We start from the raw sequence: 18720 nt of genomic DNA, 5'->3' as shown, positions 1-18720 counted from the left end.
CATGCGCCGACTCCCCAAGCTGGACGCCGTCCTGGCGCAAGCGGTGATCGCCGCCGCACTCTCCTTCGCTCACTTGCACGACCTTGCCGAGGCGGCCGGCCAGACCGGTTGGAAGTCGTGGGCCTACCCGGTGTCCGTCGATCTGCTGCTCGTCGCCGCCTGGCGTCGACTGCGTTCCGGGGCCTCGGTCCGGCTCGCCTGGTGCTGGTTCGTCATCGCGCTGGCCGCCTCGCTCGGCGCGAACATCGGCACCGCCGGCCTGCTCGACCTCGCCGACGCTCCGGCTTGGCTCCGCGTACTCGTCGCCGGCTGGCCCGCCGCCGCGTTCCTCGGCGGCACCCTGCTGGCCCACTCGACCGCCGAATCCATCCCGGATGCCGCTCCGGAGCAGGACGACACCGAGGTCGACGACCTGCCGCTCTACTCCGCGGACGTCGAGCCGGTGACCGAGCCGACCCCGGTCCTTCCGCCGCCGCCCATCCCGGAGATCGCCCCGGCTCCCACGCCGGACCCGACCCCGGTCCCGGTTCCCGCTGCGGCTCCGGCCGTCCCGTCCTTCCTCCTCGATCACGCCCGCAAGGTCGCCGACGACCACCGCACCCGCACCGGCAACCCGATCGACGCCGCCACGCTCCGCACCCGGCTCGGCATCAAAGACCCGCTCGCCTCGGCCCTCGTTGCCGAACTCGCCTAAAGGAACGGCCTGATGAACATCTCGCTGCCCCTCCTGCCCGTGCTCGCCCTCGTCGCCTGGTTCATCGTGCGGAACCTCCGCCTGCGCTGGTGGGCCGTCGCCGCACTCGTCCTCCTCGGCTTCTACCTCGCCGGGTCCTCGGCCGCCCCGCTGATCGACAACACCACCCGCGACGGCGTGAACGTCATCAACAAGACCGGCACCAAGTAGCCATCCCCACAGGAGAGTTCCTCATGAACACCAAACTCCTGAGCCTGCCGCCCTTGGTGACGGCCGACGGTTCCGGCCTCGTCGCCGAGATCGAGGCGTACTTGGCCACGCTGCCCACCCCGGTCCGCGTCCCTGTCCCGTACGTCTCGCCCCTCGGCTCCACCGTCCAGCCCTGGAACGCCGGCTACCCGCTCCCGCACGCCACCCTGCTCGACCGGCTCACCCGGCGCCCGGCCCGCCCGGTCCCGGTCACCGCTGCCGACCACCTGCGGCTCGCCTCCCGATACATCACCGCCGTCGGCTGGCTCCAGGGCGCCATGTGGGACTCCGCCGGCCGCGTCTGCCTCCTCGGCGCCCAGACCGCCGTCCTCGTTCACGGCTACGGCACGCCGGCCACCGTCCAGACCGCCCGGGTCCAGCTCATGGAGGTCCTGCACGCCACCGGACGCCCCGTGAACTCCCCGGACGAGTTCAACGACCGCTCCACCACCCGGCAGGCCGACATCCACCACCTGCTCGACCGCGCCGCCGCCCGCGCTCAGTCGCTGGGCCTCTGACCTCCCCGGGGACGGCCAACACGCCGCCAGCATCCCGCCGCCCCGGAGATCGCAACCCTTCCACCGCCCATCACGAAGGACCGCTCATGGATCTGCCCACGATCTTTGCCGCCGGTGCACCGCTGATCGGATGGACCACACATGGCCTCTGGCTGAACCGCCGCCTGGCCACCGCCCGCCGCGACCCGCTCACCGGGCTCCACACCCGCGACGGCTTCACCGCCCGCGCCCACCGGTTGATCGAGCACTGCCCCGACCGCGCGTCGGTGCTGCTGATCGACCTGGACGACTTCAAGGCGACCAACGACACCCACGGCCACGCCGCCGGCGACGAGGTACTCGCCGCCACCGCCAAGCGTCTCTCCGCCTGGTGCGGCCGTTCCGGAATCGCCGCTCGCCTCGGCGGGGACGAGTTCGCCGCCGTCGTCCTGAACGGGCCCGATCGCCTGCCGGACCTGCTCGCGGCGCTCCACCAGCCGGTTCCGTACGCCGGCTTCACGCTCCCGGCCTCCGCTTCGGTGGGCATCTGCCCCGTCGCCGAGCTGCCGGTGGTCTCGCTCACGGACGCGCTCGCGGCCGCCGACCGGGACATGTACGCGCACAAGCGCGACGGCCGTACCTCCCGCCGCCGCTGACTTCCAAGACCGGCCCCAGGGCGGCAACACGCCGCCAAGCATCCCGCCGCCCCGGGGCCGCAACCCCTTCCCGAACCGAAGCCCACGAAGGAGAGCACCATCATGCCCCAGCACAGCCACGCCCCGACCCGTATCTGCCCGACCTGCTCGGGTCACGCCACGGCGCACATCGCCACCGGCATGCGCCTGCGTGACGGCTCCCGTGCCACCGTCCCGGTCAACTGCCCCACCTGCCACGGCACCGGCACTGTCGCCCGCCCGCTGGCCAGCGCCGCGACGGCGGTCTGACATGGCACTCCTCGACTGGCGACACTCGCGCCACTGGGCCAAGAAGCCCGCCCCCTGTGGCATCTGCGACAAGCCCACCAACCTCCGCTCCGACCTCGGCAAGCCCGTCCACAAGGTGTGCGCCGAGGAGTGGATCGACAAGCACCAGAAGCCCGCTGACCGGTCCTGACCACCCGGCCCCGGAGTCTGCCAACCGGCTCCGGGGCCCTCCCCCACATCGGAGGTGAACCACATGACCACCACCACCGCGCCGCCGGTCTCTGACCTCATCGGCCTCGCCCAGCTCGGCACCATGCCCGACCTGATGCGGCAGCTGTCCGGCCTCGCCGGCTGCACCTCGCCCATCCGGCTCGACGGCTGGCGCACCGAGATCAACGAGACGACCGGGCAGGTACTCCACCACCTGCAGTCCGCTGACCTGCCCGCCGGGAACCTGCTCGTGCGCTGCGGCAACCGCCGCACCACCCGCTGCCCGTCCTGCGCCGAGACGTACCGCCGGGACACGTACCACCTGATCAACGCCGGACTCGTCGGCGGCAAGGGCACCCCGGACACCGTCACCACGCACCCCCGGGTCTTCGCCACCTTCACCGCCCCGTCCTTCGGCCCCGTCCACAACCGACCCGCCTCCGGCCGCTGCCGCTGCGGCGCCGCCCACGTGGCCGATGATCCGGCACTCGGGACCCCGCTCGATCCGGAGACGTACGACTACGAGGGCGCCGTCCTGTGGAACGCCCACGCGGGCAAGATCTGGGCGCGCTTCTCCATTCACCTCCGCCGGGAAGTCGCCAAGCGGGCCGGCCTGACGCAGCGCGAGTTCAGGGAGTTCGCCCGGATCTCCTTCGGAAAGGTTGCCGAGTACCAGAAGCGCGGTGCAATCCACTTCCATGGCGTGATCCGCCTCGACGGCCCCGAAGGCGGCGACAGTCCTCCGCCGGCCTGGGCCTCGGCCGAGCTGCTGACCGACGCCATCCGCGCCGCCGTCCGCCGGACCGAGATCCCCGGCCCGCTCCTCGACGGCCGTCAGCGCCGCTTCGCCTTCGGCCGACAGCTCGACATCCGCACGATCCGCGCCGCCGACTTCACCGGGCCCATCCCGATCACGGAACGGGCCGTCGCGGCCTACATCGCCAAGTACGCCACCAAGGGCGCCGAGACTGCGACTGGCACCCTCGACCGCCCCGTGCGACTGCTCGCCGAGATCGCCCAGCACGACATACCTGAGCACGCCCGCCGGCTCATCCGAACCTGCTGGAAGCTCGGCGCCCGCCCTGAACTCGGCGAACTCCGTCTTCGGGCCTGGGCGCACATGCTCGGCTTCCGCGGCCACTTCTCCACCAAGACCCGCAGGTACTCGACCACCCTCGGGGCGCTCCGCGACGCCCGCACCGCGTGGCGCCGTGCCCAGACCTTCGAACGCCTCCATGGCCCCGACGCCCCGGCCGTTGAGGAGTCGACGCTCGTCCTCGCCCACTGGGTCTTCGCCGGCCGAGGCCTCACCCGGGGTGAGTCCTGGCTCGCGGCTGCCATCCAATCCGCACCCGGGACGGAAGGAGAACCCACGCATGGCTGAGGCTGTGTTGGCCCGGCCCGCTCTCTACCGGGTGGCGGACGCCGTGGAGGTACTGAACCTGAGCCGGACCGTCATCTACGACCTGATCCGTATGGGACGCCTCCGCACGGTTTGTGAAGGCCGTTCTCGACGCATTCCGGCGTCCGCCATCGCCGATTACGTCGCGCTGCTTGAGCGCGAAGCAGGAGGGAAGCAGTGACCACCCGTCGCAGTAGGGGAGACGGCGGTCTTCATTGGGACGAGAAGCGGCAGCGCTGGATCGCGACCGCCAGCCTCGGCTATGACCCGAGTGGCAAGCGCATCGTGAAGCGGGGGAGCGGCAAGACCAAGACCGAGGCGAAGAACAAGCTCAAGGAAGTCCTTCGCGATCACGAGGACGGTCTCGCCATTGCCCCCACCAATTACACGGTGGAGAACGCAGTCAACGATTGGCTGGCGTACGGCCTCGCCGGCCGCGACGACGAGACTGTGGCCACCTGCACGAGCCTCTGCCGTATCCACGTGATTCCCGCGCTCGGTGCCCGGAAGCTCCGAGACCTCAGCGCTGAGGACGTGGACCTATGGCTGGCCAAGAAGGCCAAGATCCTGAGCAGTCGCACCTTGGAGGGGCTCCACTCCTGCCTGAACCGGGCCGTCAAGCGGGCCATGGCCCGGGACAAGGTGAAGCGCAACGTCGTGGAGCTGTGCTCCGTACCGACCGGCCAGCCGGGACGGCCCTCGAAGGCGCTGACATTCATTCAGGCCGAGGCGGTGCTGAAAGCAGTGGAGAAGACCCCGATGCACGCCTACGTCGTGGTGTCCCTGCTCACCGGTGCGCGGACCGAGGAACTGCGGGCACTGACCTGGGACCACGTGTTCCTGAAGGCTCAGCTCGACGTGAACCCGCCGATTCCGCCGCACATCGCCGTATGGCGCTCGGTCCGGGCCGGCGGCGACACCAAGACCCGGAAGTCCCGGCGGACGCTCGCGCTCCCCGCCCGCTGCGTGGAAGCGCTTTGGGATCACTGGGTGGACCAGGGATGGGACCGGCTCGCGGCCGGCGACAAGTGGGAGGAGAACAACCTCGTCTTCCACTCTGCGGTGGGCACGGAGCTGGACCCGTCCCACGTTCGCCGGGCCTTCCGTACCGCGATCGCCAAGGCTGAGGGAGTCAACGCCGCCGAGTGGACGCCCCGTGAGCTACGCCACAGCTTCGTATCCCTGCTCTCGGACAAGGGCGTGCCCCTGGAGGAGATCTCCCGACTCGTCGGCCACTCCAGTACCGCCGTCACGGAGGAGGTCTACCGGAAGCAGATCCGCCCGGTGATCCAGACCGGAGCGACCGTCATGGATAACCTGTTCGCGCGGGATCCTGAGCCTTAGTCACGCAGATAGTCACGCACAACGAATCAGGGCCCTACCGGATTTCTCCGGCAGGGCCCTGAACTCGTACTACTGGGTCGGGGTGGCGGGATTTGAACCCACGGCCTCTTCGTCCCGAACGAAGCGCGCTACCAAGCTGCGCCACACCCCGGTCCTGCTGTTTGTCGCTCCGTCTCCTTCGCGACGAGTAGAACTCTACCGGACGCTCGCCGAGAGACGAAATCCGATTCCCGGCGGGCGTCCGGTGCAGGTCAGGGGGCGGGTGTGAGGGTGAGGAGGGTGGCCTCGGGGGGGCAGGCGAAGCGGACCGGGGTGTAGCGGTTGGTGCCGCAGCCGGCGGAGACGTGGAGGTAGGAGCGGCGGCCGCCGGCCTGGTGGGTGGAGAGGCCCTTGACCCGCTTGGCGTCGAGGTCGCAGTTGGTGACCAGGGCGCCGTAGAAGGGGACGCAGAGCTGGCCGCCGTGGGTGTGGCCGGCGAGGACCAGCGGGTAGCGGTCGGCGGTGAAGGCGTCCAGGACGCGGAGGTAGGGCGCGTGCACGACGGCGAGGGAGAGGTCGGCGTCGGGGGAGGGGCCGCCGGCGACCTCGCTGTAGCGGTCGCGGCGGATGTGCGGGTCGTCGAGGCCGGTGAACTCGAGGTCGAGGCCGCCGATGGCGAGCCGGCCACGGGCGTTGGTGAGGTCGAGCCAGCCGGCCGCGTCGAAGCCGTCGCGCAGCTTCTCCCACGGGTTGTGGACGGCGCCGGTGATGCCGCGCCGCGCGGTGCCGTCGGGGTTGTTCATGCCGTGGGCGCCGCTGCGCATGGCCTGGAGGTAGCGGGCGGGGTTCTTGCGGGCCGGGCCGTAGTAGTCGTTGGACCCGAAGACGTAGACGCCGGGGAACTCCATCAGCGGTCCGAGCGCGTCGAGCGTGGCGGGGACGCCGAGCGGGTCGGAGAGGTTGTCGCCGGTGTTGACCACCAGGTCGGGGCGCAGGCCGGCGAGGCTCTGCAGCCAGCGCTGCTTCTTGCCCTGTCCGCTCACCATGTGGATGTCGGAGACCTGGAGGACGCGGATGGGGCGGGCGCCCCGGGGCAGGACGGGGATGTCGACCCGGCGGAGCCGGAAGGAACGGACCTCGTACCCGACGGAGTAGGCGAGGCAGGCGGCGCCGGTGGCGGCGATTCCGAGGGGGACGGAGTACAGCGGTCGCATCGCTCCATGCTCTCAGACGGCGGATCAGCCGGTGAACGTCCCGGCGGTGCGGAGGGACACGCCGGCTTGCTCCGTACGCCCCCGGTGCGGCGCGGGCTCGGCGGCGACGGGGTCGGTGCGGCGCGCCGGTGCTCGCGCTGCCGGGCGCGTTCCACGGGGCCGACGGGCTGCTCCTGGCGGAACCGGAGCACGGTGCCCGCCGGCGAGGTCAGCGGGGATCGTCGTCGGCCCGGTCGTCGGCCCGGTCGTCGGCCCGGTCGTCGGCCCGGTCACGCCGGGCCCGCAGTGCCCGGACCTTGTGGCGGTTGCCGCAGCGTTCCATCGAGCACCAGCGCCGTCGTCCGGGTCGTGAGGTGTCGACGAAGATCAGGGAGCAGTCGTGGGCGCCGCACTCGCGGACCCGGTCCGCGTACGGGCCGGTGAACAGGGCGATCGCGTCGCGCGCGACGGTCGAGGCGAGCTGGTCCCCGTCGGCCGGCAGCGGTGGTGCCGCGGTGCCGTCCGAGCCGATCTGCGGGACCAGCGGCGGGTGGGCGGCGGCCCGGTTGAGCTCGGCGTAGTCCGCGGCCGCCCCCGTCCCGCCGTGCGCGCGAGCCGTCGCGAGCCGCCGGAGCGCGTCCCGCAGGGTCCGTACGGCGGCCAGCTGCTCCGGGCTGATGCCGATGTGCGTGCCGGCGGGAAGCCGCAGCCGGGACTGTCCGAGCCAGTCCGCGAGGTCCCGGGGCCGGTGCAGGACCTCGTACCGTGCGTACGCGCCGGGGCCGCCGGTGGTGAGGAGCTCCAGGCAGAGCGCCCCGGGGTCGAAGAGGTACCGCGTCCCCTCGGGGGCGTGCAGGACCAGCCCGGCGCAGGGCTCCTCGACAGCAGTCATGTAACTACTATAAGTAGTTACCTCCTGGTGGAAAGTCCCGGTACCCGGAAATGCCCCCTTGCGTTAATGGCGGGCAGCCGAACGCCGCAGGTGGGAGACTCAGGGCCATGACCACGCTCAAGGAGCAGCTGCAGGAGGACCTCACGGCTGCCATCAAGGACCGGGACGAGCTGCGCTCGTCCACCATTCGGCTCACGCTTTCCGCTGTCACCAGCGAGGAGGTGGCGGGCAAGGCCAAGCGGGAGCTGTCGGACGCCGAGGTGCTGAAGGTGCTCGCCCGTGAGGCGAAGAAGCGCCGGGAGGCCGCCGAGGCGTTCGACGGTGCCGGTCGGACCGACCAGGCCACCCGGGAGCGGGCCGAGGGCGAGGTGCTGGCCGGCTACCTGCCCAAGCAGCTCTCCGACGAGGAGCTGGCGGCGATCGTTGCCGCCGCCGTCGCCGAGAGCGGCGCGACCGGGCCGCAGGGCATGGGCGCCGTGATGAAGCTGGTCAAGCCGAAGGTGGACGGCCTGGCCGAGGGCGGCCGGGTGGCCGCCGCCGTGAAGGCCGCGCTCACCGGCTGACGCGCACCGACACGTAGGACCCGCACCGAACGCACCACCCGCACCGGCACCGCGTGCACAGCAGCAGACACAGGGGCGCCCCCCGAGCGATCGCTCGGAGGGCGCCCCTGTCGTCGCGCGTCGGTCTCGGCTAGTGCCGGCCGCCGCCGTTGCCGTTGCCGTTCCCGTTCCCGCCGATGATCCCGGGCGGGAGGGTGAACCCGCCGCCGATCATCCCGCCGGGATTGCCGCCCGGGGTTCCGCCGGGGTTGCCGCCCGCGGCGGCCGCGTCGCCGCTCGGCGGCGTGGCGGCGCCCGGCGGCGTGGCGTTCGGGTCCGGCTTGGGCGCCGGGTCCGGGATGTCGAGGGTGGGCAGCTTCTCCATGGGGGCGCCGCGCAGGGCCTGGTTCATCGCCAGCTGCCAGATCGGGCCCGGGCCGGTGGCGCCGAAGACGCCGTCGCTGCCGTAGTAGGTGTCACCGATCTTGATGTTCTTCATCTTCACGCCGCCGGCCGGGCCGCCGAGCCAGACGGAGGTGGCGACCTGCGGGGTGTAGCCGCTGAACCAGGCGGCCTTCTTCTCGTCGGTGGTACCGGTCTTGCCGGCGATCTGACGGCCGCCCTCCAGGCCGAGGGAGGCGCCGGTGCCCTTCTCGGTCACGTTGAGCAGGACGGTGTTGAGGTTGTCCGCGGTGGTCTCGGAGTAGGCCTGGTTGCAGGTCGACTGCGGGACCTTGACGTCCTTGCCGTCCACGGTAGTGATCTTGTTGATGGCGATCGGGGTGCAGTACTTGCCGCGGGCGGCGAAGGTCGCGTAGACGTTCGCCATGGTCAGCGGGGACAGCTCCAGGGTGCCCAGGACCATCGAGGGGACCTCGACGAACGGGTCGCCCTTGGCCGTCTGGCTGATGCCGAGCTTGTTGGCCATCTGCTTCATCGCGCAGAGGCCGACCTGCTGCTCCATCTGCACGAAGTAGGTGTTGACCGAGAGCGCCATCGCCTGCTTCAGCTCGTACGGGCCGACCTCGCTGGGCGACTCGTTGCCGACGCTGCGGTCCTTGCCCTTGGCGGTGTTCTTCCAGGTGCCCGAGCAGGTGGACATCGTGGGGTAGTCGATCCTGTTCTCGGACGGGAACGGCTGGGTGGGCGACATGCCCGACTCCAGCGCGGCCGCGGCCAGGACCGGCTTGAACGTCGAACCGGTCTGGAAGCCGTTGCCGCCACCCATCGCCGCGTCGACGTTCAGGTTGACGACGGTCTGGTTCTTGTTCGGGTCCAGGCCGTACGGGCGGGTCTGGGCCATCGCCAGGATCTTGCCGCTGCCGGGCTCCATCATGGTGGCGGCGGCCGACACCGGGTCGGTGACCTTCACCTTGGAGGTCACCGCGTTCTGCGCGGCGGCCTGCTTGTCCGGGTCGAGGGTGGTGTAGATGTTCAGGCCGCCCTGGTCCCAGAACTTCTTCCGGTCGGCGACGTTCTTGCCGAACACCGGGTCCTGCTTGACCACGTGGCGGACGTAGTCGCAGAAGAAGCCCATGCCCGCCTGGGCGGTGATGCAGCCGTTCTGCGGGTCCTTGTACTTCAGGCCCAGCGGGGCGGCCTTGGCCTCCTTGGCCTGGTCCGCGGTGATGTGCTTGTTCTCGACCATCTTGTCGATCACGATGTTGCGGCGCTTGACCGTGTTCTCCGGGTAGCGCACCGGGTCGAACGACGAGGGGTTCTGCACCATGCCGGCCAGGGTGGCGGCCTCGGCGACGGTGAGGTCCTTGTTGTTCTTGCTGAAGTACCGCTGGGAGGCGGCCTCGACCCCGTAGGCCTGGTGACCGTAGAAGGTGATGTTCAGGTAGTTGGTGAGGATCTGGTCCTTCGTCAGGTCCTCCTCCAGCTTGATCGCGACCTTCAGCTCCTGGATCTTGCGGCCCAGGGTCTTGCGCTGGGCCTCCAGGACGGCGGCCTGGTCGTCGCCGGCCTTCTCGACGTTGACGTTCTTCACGTACTGCTGGGTCAGCGTCGAGGCGCCCTGCGAGGCGGTGCCGCTCTCCGCGTTCTTGCTGACCGCGCGGAGCACGCCCTTGAGGTCGACGGCGCCGTGCTCGTAGAAGCGGGCGTCCTCGATGTCCACCTGCGCCTGCCGCATGAACGGCGACATCTGGTCGGCGGCGAGGACGGTACGGTCGCGCTCGTAGACCTTGGCGATCAGCCCGCCCTTGGCGTCGAAGATCTGGGTGGCCTGGGTCAGCGGCGGGGTCTTGAAGTCGTCCGGGATGTTCTCGAAGCTCTCCGCCGTGCTCTTGGCGGTCAGTCCGAGCGCGCCGACAGCGGGCAGGGCCATGCCGGCCAGCAGGACTCCTGAGAGCACGCTGACGCCCAGGAACTTCACTCCGTGTCCCGCGAAGTCGAGCGGTGACCCGCGGCGCCGGCCGCGCGGAGCTCCGGTGTTGCCTGGGGGCTGGGGTGCCTGGGGGCGCTTCGGTGCCATGAGGAGAACCCTACGTCGCCGATTCCCCTCCGCCGGGGCAGGTGTTCGCCTAGGCTTGTCACAAGCTTGCGACAGCTTCGGTACGTCAACATCGTTCACTCTTGTGAGTGATGAGCTTTGCCCGAATTGCCCCCCTGTGTAGTGGTTTTGAGGTAGCTGTCGCCCGTTGTACCCCTGCTTTTGGTGGCACTCCGTGACCACGCGCGTGGCGAGAGTGGCCCCGGTGTTCCTGGCAAGGCTTGCTACCTGCAGTCACTCCAACGAGTGAGCTGGCCGATACCCATAGTCCAATTGGGTCATGCGAGATTGAGCCCGAAGGGGCTGTTGCAAGCTGTCGTTCTTCCGTAACGTCCTCAACTGGCAACGGTGAATATGCCGTTGCCGCCGTGGGGGAGCCTCGATTCGGGAGAGGACGGCGCCGGCATGGGCTGGGTTGACGACTGGAGTGCGCAGGCCGCCTGCCGCACTAGTGATCCGGACGAATTGTTCGTCCAGGGGGCGGCGCAGAATCGCGCCAAGGCGGTGTGCAGTGGGTGCCCCGTTCGCACGGAGTGCCTGGCGGACGCGCTGGACAACCGGGTGGAGTTCGGGGTCTGGGGCGGGATGACGGAGCGGGAGCGCCGGGCGCTGCTGCGCCGCCGGCCGACGGTGATGTCGTGGCGGCGGCTGCTGGAGACGGCCCGCACCGAGTACGAGGAGTCCCTCGCCACCGGCGTGATACTGACGGACTACGCCCAGGCGGGCTGAGCACCGGGCAAGGCGGGTCCACCGCCCGAGCACCGGGCCAGGCGGGTCCACCGCCCGAGCACCGAGTCGCCGAGGCCGAGCGCGGAGGCCGGGCCCGGCGGGCCGAGCCACCACCCGCCCGGTGCGGCCGAGCTACACGACACCGCTCAGACGGTCGCCGATGGCCCGCAGCCCCTCCAGGTCGTGGACGTCCCCGGGCAGCGCGCCGACCTCGACGATCGGCACGTCCGGGTAGACCGAGACGAAGCGGTCGCGGGTGCGGCGCTCCCGCACCATGATCTGCATCCGCTCCGCGTGCAGCCGCAGCAGTCCGGCCGCGAGCAGCTCGGCCTCGGGGGAGGCGTGCTCCGCGCCGTTCTCCTCCAGTGCCTCGGCCGCCGCCAGCGCACGTTCCGCGGTGAGCTGCGGGGCGCCCGTTCCGTGCACCCGGTTGAGCACCAGCCCGGCCAGGGGCATCCGGTCGGCGGCCAGCCGGTCGACGAAGTACGCCGCCTCGCGCAGGGCGTCCCGTTCCGGTGCGGCCACCACCAGGAACGCCGTGCCCGGCGCCTTGAGCAGTTGGTACGTCCGGTCGGCGCGTTCGCGGAAGCCGCCGAACATCGAGTCCATCGCGCTGACGAAGGTCTGCACGTCGGTCAGCAGCTGGGCGCCGAAGATCTTGCCCAGGGTGCCGGTGAGCAGGCCCATCCCCACGTTGAGGAACTTCATCGCGCTGCGCCCGCCGACCTTGGCCGGCGCGGTCAGGATGCGGATCACCTTGCCGTCCAGGAAGGACCCGAGCCGGTTCGGCGCGTCCAGGAAGTCCAGCGCGGAGCGGGACGGCGGGGTGTCGACGACGATGAGGTCCCACTCCTCGGCCGCGCGAAGCTGGCCGAGCTTCTCCATCGCCATGTACTCCTGGGTGCCCGCGAAGCCGGCCGAGAGCGACTGGTAGAACGGGTTCTCCATGATCGCCTTGGCCCGTTCGGGTTCGGCGTGGGCCAGCACGACCTCGTCGAAGGTCCGCTTCATGTCGAGCATCATGGCCTGGAGCTCGCCGTCGCCGGTGACGCCCTTGACCACCCGTGGGGTGTTGTCCAGCTCGGTCAGGCCCATCGACTGGGCGAGCCGGCGGGCCGGGTCGATGGTCAGCACGACGACCTTGCGGCCGCGTTCGGCCGCCCGCAGCCCGAGCGCCGCCGCGGTGGTGGTCTTGCCGACACCACCCGAGCCGCAGCAGACGATGATCCTGGTCCTCGGGTCGTCGATCAGCTCGTCCACGCCGAGCCGGCTGCCGCTCCCGCGGAACCCGTTGCCGCCGCCGCTCACGCCGCCACCGTCGCTCATGCCGCCGCCGCCGCTCACGCCGCCGCTGTCACTCCTACCGCCGCCGCTCACGCCGCTCCCTGACGCTTCAGTTCGGCCGCCAGCCGGTACAGCCCGCCGAGGTCCACGCCCTCGCCCAGCAGCGGAAGTTCATAGGTGGGCAGCTTCAGCTGCTGGAGGTCGGCGCGCTGTTCGCGCTCCAGCTCCACCCGCTCGGCGTGCTCCCGGGCCTGCTCCAGCAGCGGGTCGAGCAGGGGGTCCACAGCCGCCCGGACGGTGTCCGGCCTGCGCGAGCGGCCCCCGAGGCCCGCCTCGCCGAGGGCCAGCGCGACCTCCTCGCGGTGGTCCCCGTCCACCGCGGCCACCGCGGCCGCGTCCAGGACCGGCGGCCGGACCATGTTCACCATCACCCCGCCGACCGGGAGGGCGGCCTCGCGCAGCTCGGCGAAGCCGTCGACCGTCTCCTGCACCGGCATCTCCTCCAGCAGGGTGACCAGGTGCACCGCGGTCTCCGGCGATCTCAGCACCCGCATCACGGCCTGCGCCTGAGTGTGGATCGGGCCTATCCGGGCGAGCCCGGCCACCTCGGAGTTCACGTTCAGGAAGCGGGTGAGCCGGCCGGTCGGCGGTGCGTCCATCACCACCGCGTCGTACGCACGCCGCCCGTCCGGGCCCTTGCGCCGGGCCGCCTCGCAGGCCTTGCCGGTGAGCAGCACGTCCCGGACGCCGGGGGCGACGGTGGTGGCGAAGTCGACGAAGCCGACCTTCTGCAGGGCCTTGCCGGCGCGGCCGAGCTTGTAGAACATGTCGAGGTACTCGAGCAGCGCCTGCTCGGTGTCGATGGCCAGCGCGAAGACCTCGCCGCTGGTGGCCTCGCCGCCCGGCCCGGCCGCGGGCAGGCCCAGCTGCGCGCGCGAGACGGACGCGATCCGCCGCTCCTCGTACGGCAGCGCGGCGATCCCGAACAGCTCGGCGATGCCCTGGCGGCCCTCCACCTCGATCAGCAGGGTCCGCCTGCCCTCGGCGGCGAGGGCCAGTGCCAGTGCCGCCGCCAGGGTGGTCTTCCCGGTGCCGCCCTTGCCGCTGACCACGTGCAGCCGGACGCCCTCCCAGTCGGGATCGCGCCGGGCCGCCGGGCCGGGGGTGCGTGCCACGCTCCGTCTCCGTCCGTCTTCGAGGGCCGGGGGCCACTGCGGGCCGCCACCGCTCGGGTGCCGTCCCACAGGTGCTCTCCCACAGGGGCCCTCACACAGGTGCCCTCCCGCGAGGGTAACCAGGGACCGCGCCGGATGCCGGGAGCACCAGGGGGGCCAGGCCTGAATCATGCCCGGTTTGTGGGCCACCTCACACGCCTGCCCGCGGGCCGCACGGCTCGCCGGGGCCGCTCGTCTAGAGTCTGGCCATGACCAAGTGGGAATACATGACGGCGCCCCTGCTCGTGCACGCGACCAAGCAGATTCTGGACAACTTCGGCGAGGACGGCTGGGAGCTCGTCCAGGTCGTGCCCGGCCCCAACCCCGAGCAGCTGGTGGCCTACTTCAAGCGGGAGAAGAACGCATGAGCAAGGTCGAGGAGAAGCTTGCCGAGCTGGGCCTGAGCCTGCCGCCGGTGGCCGCGCCGGTCGCCGCCTACGTGCCGGCCCTGCGTTCGGGCGAGTTCGTGTTCACCTCCGGCCAGCTGCCGATGGTGGGCGGCAAGCTGCCGAGCACCGGCAAGGTCGGCGCCGAGGTCACCCCGGAGGAGGCCAAGCAGCTCGCGCAGACCTGCGCGCTGAACGCGCTGGCCGCCATCAAGTCGGTGATCGGCGACCTGGACCAGATCGAGCGGGTCGTGAAGGTGGTCGGCTTCGTCGCCTCCGCCCCGGACTTCACCGGCCAGCCCGGTGTCATCAACGGCGCCAGCGAGCTGCTCGGCCAGGTGCTGGGCGAGGCGGGCGTGCACGCCCGCAGCGCGGTCGGCGTCACGGTGCTGCCGCTGGACGCGCCGGTCGAGGTCGAGCTGCAGGTCCGGGTCAAGGCCGGGGTCTGACGCACTGATCGGAAGAGGCGGGGTTGGGCCTGTCCAACCCCGCCTTCGTGCGCTTAGCATCCGGGCATGGACCATCGAGCAACGACGCTCCCGATGCCGCCCGGTTGGCCTGCCCGGATCCGGGCGGTCGACGCCGGCGAGCTGACCCCGCCCGTGCCCAGGCCCGCCGCCACCGTGGTGCTGCTGCGGGACGCGGCCGCCGGGCCGGAGGCCTACCTGCTGCGCCGTCGCACCTCGATGGCGTTCGCCGCGGGCATGTACGCCTACCCGGGCGGCGGGGTGGACCCGCGCGACGCCGAGGCCGAGCTCGGCTGGGCCGGTCCGGGCCCGCAGGAGTGGGCGGAGCGGCTGGGCGTGGACGCCCGGACCGCGCAGGCGGTGGTCTGCGCCGCCGTCCGCGAGACCTTCGAGGAGGCCGGAGTCCTGCTGGCCGGCCCGGACGCCGACAGCGTCGCCGAGCCCCGGGACTGGAGCGCCGAGCGCGCCGCCCTGGAGGCCCACGAGCTCTCCTTCGCCGACTTCCTCCGCAAGGAGGGCCTGCTGCTCCGCAGCGACCTGCTGGCCGGCTGGGCCCGCTGGGTCACCCCGGAGTTCGAGGAGCGCCGGTACGACACCTGGTTCTTCGTCGCCGTTCTGCCCTCGGGCCAGCGCGCCGCGCTGGAGGTCGGCGAGGCGGACAGGGTCACCTGGCTGACCCCGGCCGAGGCCGTCCGCGGTCACGAGGAGGGCCGGTTCGGCATGCTGCCGCCCACCGTCACGGTGCTGCGCGAGCTGCTGCCGGTGCGCAGCGCCGCCGAGGCGCTGGCCGCCGCGGCGGGCCGGTCGCTGGACCCGGTCCTCGGCCGCGCCGAGGTCCGGGGTGATCGAATGACGGTTCGATGGCCGGGGTATGAAGAGCTGACCATCGACGGAGAATTTCCCGAAGCCGACTGACCCGCGAGGATCACTGCGGCCCGAAGCCCACCGACCCACCGACCCGCGGAACGGCTGACGCCCGAAGCCCACCGACCCGCGGAACCGCTGGGCCCCTGAGTCCCTGAGCCCACTGACCCGCGAACCCCACGGACCTTCGGAGACCGCCGGGTTTCCGAAGAGCACTACCCCGCACTCGCCTCCAAGGAAGGACCGACGCCCGATGACCCACAACGACGTGGCTCGCCGGACGGCGCGCACGATGCCGGCCCGCAGCCTGACCGCCCGCACCCTCGCCTGTGACAGCGCCGTCCCCTTCCCGGAGATCGTGCAGCGCGCCCTCGTCCGGGCCGTTCCGTCGCGCGTCCTGCACCGGGTCAGCGAGGGCGGCCGGTGAGCGGACTCCTCCCGGGTGACCCCGCCGCCGCCATCGGCGGCGAGGCCACCCCCCGGGCACTCTGTGTGCTGGCGCCCAACCCGTCCCCGATGACGCTGGACGGCACCAACACCTGGCTGCTCTCCGAGCCCGGCTCGGACCTCGCGGTGGTCGTCGACCCCGGCCCGCTCCACGAGGGCCACCTGCGCCGGGTGATCGAGACCGCCGGGCAGCAGGGCAAGCGCATCGCGCTCACCCTGCTCACCCACGGCCACGCCGACCACTCCGAGGGCGCCGCCCGGTTCGCCGAGCTGACCGGGACGGAGGTCCGCGCCCTGGATCCGGCGTACCGGCTCGGTTCCGAGGGCCTGACCAACGGGCAGCGGTTGGACGTCGGCGGCCTCGACCTGCGGGTGGTCGCCACCCCCGGCCACACCTCGGACTCGCTCACCTTCCACCTGCCGGCCGACGGCGCGATCCTCACCGGCGACACCGTCCTCGGGCGCGGCACCACGATGGTCGCCCACCCCGACGGCCGGCTCGGCGACTACCTGGACTCGCTGCGCCACCTGCACACCATGGCCTCCGAGCACGGCGTACGCACCGTGCTGCCCGGCCACGGGCCGGTGCTCGCCGACGCGCTCGGCGCCGTCGACTACTACCTCGCGCACCGGGCCGGCCGGCTCGCCCAGGTGGAGACGGCGGTCGAGGCCGGCCTGAGGACGGCGCCCGAGGTGGTGGCCCGGGTCTACGCGGACGTGGACCGCTCGCTCTGGCCGGCCGCCGAGCTGTCGGTCCAGGCCCAGCTGCAGTACCTGGAGGACCACGGGCTGATCTGACCCGCCGCGGGCACGGACCGGTCCGACCCGGCGCGGGGCACGCGCCGATCCGACCCGACCCGGCATGCGCGAGGGCCCGTACACCGTCCTCGGTGTACGGGCCCTCGGCGTCGGACGGGGCGCTCGCAGTGAGCTCGGGGTGATCAGCGCGAGCGGCGGGAGAGCCGCTCGACGTCCATCAGGACCACCGCGCGGGCCTCCAGCTTCAGCCAGCCGCGGCCGGCGAAGTCGGCGAGCGCCTTGTTGACCGTCTCGCGGGAGGCGCCGACCAGCTGGGCCAGCTCCTCCTGGGTGAGGTCGTGGGCGACGTGGATGCCTTCCTCGGACTGCACGCCGAAGCGGCGCGAGAGGTCCAGCAGGGCCTTGGCGACGCGCCCGGGCACGTCGGAGAAGACCAGGTCGGACATCACGTCGTTGGTCCGGCGGAGCCGGCGGGCGATGGCCCGCAGCAGCGCGATCGAGACCTCGGGGCGGGCGTGCAGCCAGGGCTGGAGGTCGCCGTGGCCGAGGCCGAGCAGCTTGACCTCGGTCAGCGCGCTGGCGGTGGCGGTGCGCGGGCCCGGGTCGAACAGCGACAGCTCGCCGATCATCTCGCTGGGGCCGAGGACGGCGAGCATGTTCTCGCGGCCGTCCGGCGAGGCGCGGTGCAGCTTGACCTTGCCCTCGGCGACGACGTACAGCCGGTCGCCCGGGTCGCCCTCGTGGAACAGCGACTCACCGCGGGCGAGGGTCACCTCGGTCATGGAAGCGCGCAGCTCGCCGGCCTGTTCGTCGTCGAGTGCCGCGAAGAGTGCGGCGCGCCGCAGAACGTCGTCCACGTGCTTCCTCCTTCTCGGCCGTCGGGCTGTCAAGCCCGTCGGCGCAAGTTCGTACAGTGCTCTGCATCACCAAGCATGGCGCATGTCGCTCCGATCATATGAGGAGGGGGTGCGCCGAGGTGCGCTGCGCGGGGCCATTCGTACCGCCAGGCCGGCTTTTATCCGCGCGAGGATTCGGTCTCAGCTGAATCAATTGAGCCGACAGTGCCCGGGCAACAGGATTCAGGTCGACAGCCCGACCGCACGAAAGACGGTGACTCCGCATGTCCTCCGAGACCCGCACCAGCACGTCGCCCACGCCGCTCAGCTCCGGCGCGTCCCCCACGTCGCACACGTCCCTCACGTCGCTCCGGGAGCGGGCCCTGCGGCTGCGGGCGCTGGTGGCCGACGGGGCACCCGGTGCGGCGCCCGGTGCGGCGCTCGTCCTGCCGAACGCCTGGGACGCCGGCAGCGCCGCCGTGATCGCCTCGGCCGGTGCGGCCGCGATCGCCACCACCAGCGGTGGCGTCTCCTGGTCGCTGGGCCGCGGCGACGGCCAGCAGCTCGGCCGGTCGGAGGCGGTCGAGGCGGCCCGCCGGATCGCCGCCGCCGTCGACCTGCCGGTCACCGTCGACGCCGAGGGCGGCTACGGCCCGAAGCCCGCCGACGTCGCCGACACCGTCCGGGCGCTGATCTCCGCGGGCGCGGCCGGTGTCAACCTGGAGGACTCGGCGGCCCCCGGCGGCCCGCTCTTCACGGTGGCCGAGCAGACCGCGCGGTTGCGGGCCGCCCGGGAGGCCGCCGCCGGGGCGGGCCTGCCGGAGCTCGTGGTCAACGCCCGGACGGACGTCTTCCTGTTCGGGATCGGCCCGGCCGAGGGCCGGTCCGACGACGTGCTGGCCCGCGCGGCGGCGTACGCGGAGGCGGGCGCGGACGGCCTCTTCGTCCCCGGGCTGCTCGACCTCGACGCGCTGGCCCGGCTCTGCGCCGCGTCCCCGCTCCCGGTGAACGCGATGGCGGTGGCGGGCGGGCCGACCGTGGCCGAGCTCGCCGCCGCCGGGGTGCGGCGGATCAGCGTCGGCACCGGCCTGGCCCAGCTCGCCTACACCGCCGCCCGCCGGGCCGCCGCCGAACTGCTCGGCGCGGGCACCCTGACGGAACCGGGCGGCGCGCTGGGCTTCGGCGAGCTGGACGCGCTGTACCGGCGCTGAGCCAGGGCCGCTGCCGACGGGCGCACGGGGGCGTGCGCACGGGGGGCGGGCGGGGACGGGTGGGCGGGGGTGCACCGGCGCTCGCAGGGGAGGCGCCGGTG

Annotated in this window: 23 protein-coding genes and 1 tRNA gene; 17 read left to right on the top strand and 7 right to left on the bottom strand. The window is 72.1% G+C overall.

The window, feature by feature from the left end; genetic code table 11:
* Position 1 precedes the first annotated feature (1 nt).
* The 9 genes from ACZ5WK_RS15065 (at position 2) to ACZ5WK_RS15025 (ending at position 5319) form a co-directional block, all read left to right on the top strand.
* Positions 2 to 694 (top strand): DUF2637 domain-containing protein, encoded by a 693-nt coding sequence (locus ACZ5WK_RS15065; protein ID WP_465547757.1) that lies wholly within the window; start codon positions 2 to 4, stop codon positions 692 to 694.
* Between the two features lie 12 nt (positions 695 to 706).
* Entirely contained in the window at positions 707 to 904 is a 198-nt protein-coding gene (locus ACZ5WK_RS15060) for a hypothetical protein (protein ID WP_465547756.1), read from the top strand.
* Positions 905 to 927: 23 nt separating this feature from the next.
* Entirely contained in the window at positions 928 to 1461 is a 534-nt protein-coding gene (locus tag ACZ5WK_RS15055; protein ID WP_465547755.1) for a DUF6197 family protein, read from the top strand.
* Between the two features lie 86 nt (positions 1462 to 1547).
* A complete protein-coding gene (locus tag ACZ5WK_RS15050) occupies positions 1548 to 2096 on the top strand; it encodes a GGDEF domain-containing protein (RefSeq protein WP_465547754.1) in 549 nt (182 codons plus the stop codon).
* Positions 2097 to 2198: 102 nt separating this feature from the next.
* The gene (locus ACZ5WK_RS15045; RefSeq protein WP_465547753.1) at positions 2199 to 2384 is read left to right on the top strand and encodes a hypothetical protein; all 186 of its coding nucleotides are present in this window, start codon (positions 2199 to 2201) and stop codon (positions 2382 to 2384) included.
* 1 nt (position 2385) lies between these two features.
* Positions 2386 to 2553, top strand: a complete 168-nt coding sequence (locus ACZ5WK_RS15040) for a hypothetical protein (RefSeq protein ID WP_465547752.1) — start codon at positions 2386 to 2388, stop codon at positions 2551 to 2553.
* A 63-nt stretch (positions 2554 to 2616) separates the two neighbouring features.
* Positions 2617 to 3957: a replication initiator gene (locus ACZ5WK_RS15035; protein WP_465547751.1), complete on the top strand. Its 1341-nt coding sequence runs from the start codon at positions 2617 to 2619 to the stop codon at positions 3955 to 3957.
* Positions 3950 to 4156, top strand: a complete 207-nt coding sequence (locus ACZ5WK_RS15030) for a helix-turn-helix domain-containing protein (RefSeq protein ID WP_465547750.1) — start codon at positions 3950 to 3952, stop codon at positions 4154 to 4156. Before ACZ5WK_RS15035 ends, ACZ5WK_RS15030 begins: the two co-directional genes overlap by 8 nt.
* The gene (locus ACZ5WK_RS15025; protein WP_465547749.1) at positions 4153 to 5319 is read left to right on the top strand and encodes a site-specific integrase; all 1167 of its coding nucleotides are present in this window, start codon (positions 4153 to 4155) and stop codon (positions 5317 to 5319) included. The genes ACZ5WK_RS15030 and ACZ5WK_RS15025 overlap by 4 nt, the downstream gene beginning before the upstream one ends.
* A 77-nt stretch (positions 5320 to 5396) precedes the next feature.
* Here ACZ5WK_RS15025 and ACZ5WK_RS15020 read toward each other — a convergent pair.
* The 3 genes from ACZ5WK_RS15020 to ACZ5WK_RS15010 all read right to left on the bottom strand — a co-directional run bounded on the left by ACZ5WK_RS15020 (position 5397) and on the right by ACZ5WK_RS15010 (position 7383).
* Positions 5397 to 5470: transfer RNA gene (locus ACZ5WK_RS15020), tRNA-Pro, on the bottom strand.
* A 100-nt stretch (positions 5471 to 5570) separates the two neighbouring features.
* On the bottom strand, positions 5571 to 6512 hold the full coding sequence (locus ACZ5WK_RS15015; protein ID WP_396324009.1) for a metallophosphoesterase: 942 nt from the start codon (positions 6510 to 6512) through the stop codon (positions 5571 to 5573).
* Positions 6513 to 6720: 208 nt separating this feature from the next.
* A complete protein-coding gene (locus ACZ5WK_RS15010; protein ID WP_465547748.1) occupies positions 6721 to 7383 on the bottom strand; it encodes a CGNR zinc finger domain-containing protein in 663 nt (220 codons plus the stop codon).
* Positions 7384 to 7490: 107 nt separating this feature from the next.
* Here ACZ5WK_RS15010 and ACZ5WK_RS15005 point away from each other — a divergent pair, with 107 nt between their 5' ends.
* Positions 7491 to 7946 carry a GatB/YqeY domain-containing protein gene (locus ACZ5WK_RS15005; RefSeq protein WP_405360384.1) on the top strand — a complete coding sequence of 152 codons (456 nt, stop codon included), beginning with the start codon at positions 7491 to 7493 and terminating at the stop codon, positions 7944 to 7946.
* Positions 7947 to 8076: 130 nt separating this feature from the next.
* Here the strand turns inward: ACZ5WK_RS15005 and ACZ5WK_RS15000 are convergent, their stop codons facing one another.
* On the bottom strand, positions 8077 to 10404 hold the full coding sequence (locus ACZ5WK_RS15000) for a transglycosylase domain-containing protein (protein WP_465547747.1): 2328 nt from the start codon (positions 10402 to 10404) through the stop codon (positions 8077 to 8079).
* Positions 10405 to 10827: 423 nt separating this feature from the next.
* On the opposite strand from ACZ5WK_RS15000, the gene ACZ5WK_RS14995 reads away from it, so the two are divergent.
* Positions 10828 to 11151: a WhiB family transcriptional regulator gene (locus ACZ5WK_RS14995; protein WP_033333275.1), complete on the top strand. Its 324-nt coding sequence runs from the start codon at positions 10828 to 10830 to the stop codon at positions 11149 to 11151.
* A 132-nt stretch (positions 11152 to 11283) separates the two neighbouring features.
* On the opposite strand, the gene bagB is transcribed toward ACZ5WK_RS14995, so the two are convergent.
* Together bagB and bagA are read right to left on the bottom strand one after the other, a co-directional pair.
* Positions 11284 to 12477, bottom strand: coding sequence for an ATPase BagB (bagB, locus tag ACZ5WK_RS14990; protein WP_465547812.1), 1194 nt, complete (start codon positions 12475 to 12477; stop codon positions 11284 to 11286).
* A 47-nt stretch (positions 12478 to 12524) separates the two neighbouring features.
* On the bottom strand, positions 12525 to 13610 hold the full coding sequence (bagA, locus tag ACZ5WK_RS14985) for an ATPase BagA (RefSeq protein WP_465547746.1): 1086 nt from the start codon (positions 13608 to 13610) through the stop codon (positions 12525 to 12527).
* Positions 13611 to 13858: 248 nt separating this feature from the next.
* On the opposite strand from bagA, the gene ACZ5WK_RS14980 reads away from it, so the two are divergent.
* The 5 genes from ACZ5WK_RS14980 (at position 13859) to ACZ5WK_RS14960 (ending at position 16611) form a co-directional block, all read left to right on the top strand.
* Entirely contained in the window at positions 13859 to 14017 is a 159-nt protein-coding gene (locus tag ACZ5WK_RS14980) for a DUF4177 domain-containing protein (protein WP_094743074.1), read from the top strand.
* A complete protein-coding gene (locus tag ACZ5WK_RS14975) occupies positions 14014 to 14484 on the top strand; it encodes a RidA family protein (protein ID WP_396326002.1) in 471 nt (156 codons plus the stop codon). The genes ACZ5WK_RS14980 and ACZ5WK_RS14975 overlap by 4 nt, the downstream gene beginning before the upstream one ends.
* A 66-nt stretch (positions 14485 to 14550) precedes the next feature.
* Positions 14551 to 15417, top strand: coding sequence for an NUDIX hydrolase (locus tag ACZ5WK_RS14970; protein ID WP_465547745.1), 867 nt, complete (start codon positions 14551 to 14553; stop codon positions 15415 to 15417).
* A 202-nt stretch (positions 15418 to 15619) separates the two neighbouring features.
* The gene (locus tag ACZ5WK_RS14965) at positions 15620 to 15793 is read left to right on the top strand and encodes a hypothetical protein (protein ID WP_396326004.1); all 174 of its coding nucleotides are present in this window, start codon (positions 15620 to 15622) and stop codon (positions 15791 to 15793) included.
* Positions 15790 to 16611 carry an MBL fold metallo-hydrolase gene (locus ACZ5WK_RS14960; protein ID WP_465547744.1) on the top strand — a complete coding sequence of 274 codons (822 nt, stop codon included), beginning with the start codon at positions 15790 to 15792 and terminating at the stop codon, positions 16609 to 16611. The genes ACZ5WK_RS14965 and ACZ5WK_RS14960 overlap by 4 nt, the downstream gene beginning before the upstream one ends.
* A 143-nt stretch (positions 16612 to 16754) precedes the next feature.
* On the opposite strand, the gene ACZ5WK_RS14955 is transcribed toward ACZ5WK_RS14960, so the two are convergent.
* Complete coding sequence (locus ACZ5WK_RS14955; RefSeq protein ID WP_030240972.1) at positions 16755 to 17429, bottom strand: Crp/Fnr family transcriptional regulator; 675 nt, start codon at positions 17427 to 17429, stop codon at positions 16755 to 16757.
* A 263-nt stretch (positions 17430 to 17692) separates the two neighbouring features.
* On the opposite strand from ACZ5WK_RS14955, the gene ACZ5WK_RS14950 reads away from it, so the two are divergent.
* Positions 17693 to 18619 carry an isocitrate lyase/PEP mutase family protein gene (locus tag ACZ5WK_RS14950; protein ID WP_465547743.1) on the top strand — a complete coding sequence of 309 codons (927 nt, stop codon included), beginning with the start codon at positions 17693 to 17695 and terminating at the stop codon, positions 18617 to 18619.
* Positions 18620 to 18720: the final 101 nt, after the last annotated feature.

This window comes from Kitasatospora sp. NPDC032757 (assembly GCF_055579305.1).
The sequence above is the reverse complement of the archived record's forward strand: the minus strand, read 5'-3'. Positions and strand labels throughout refer to the sequence as shown.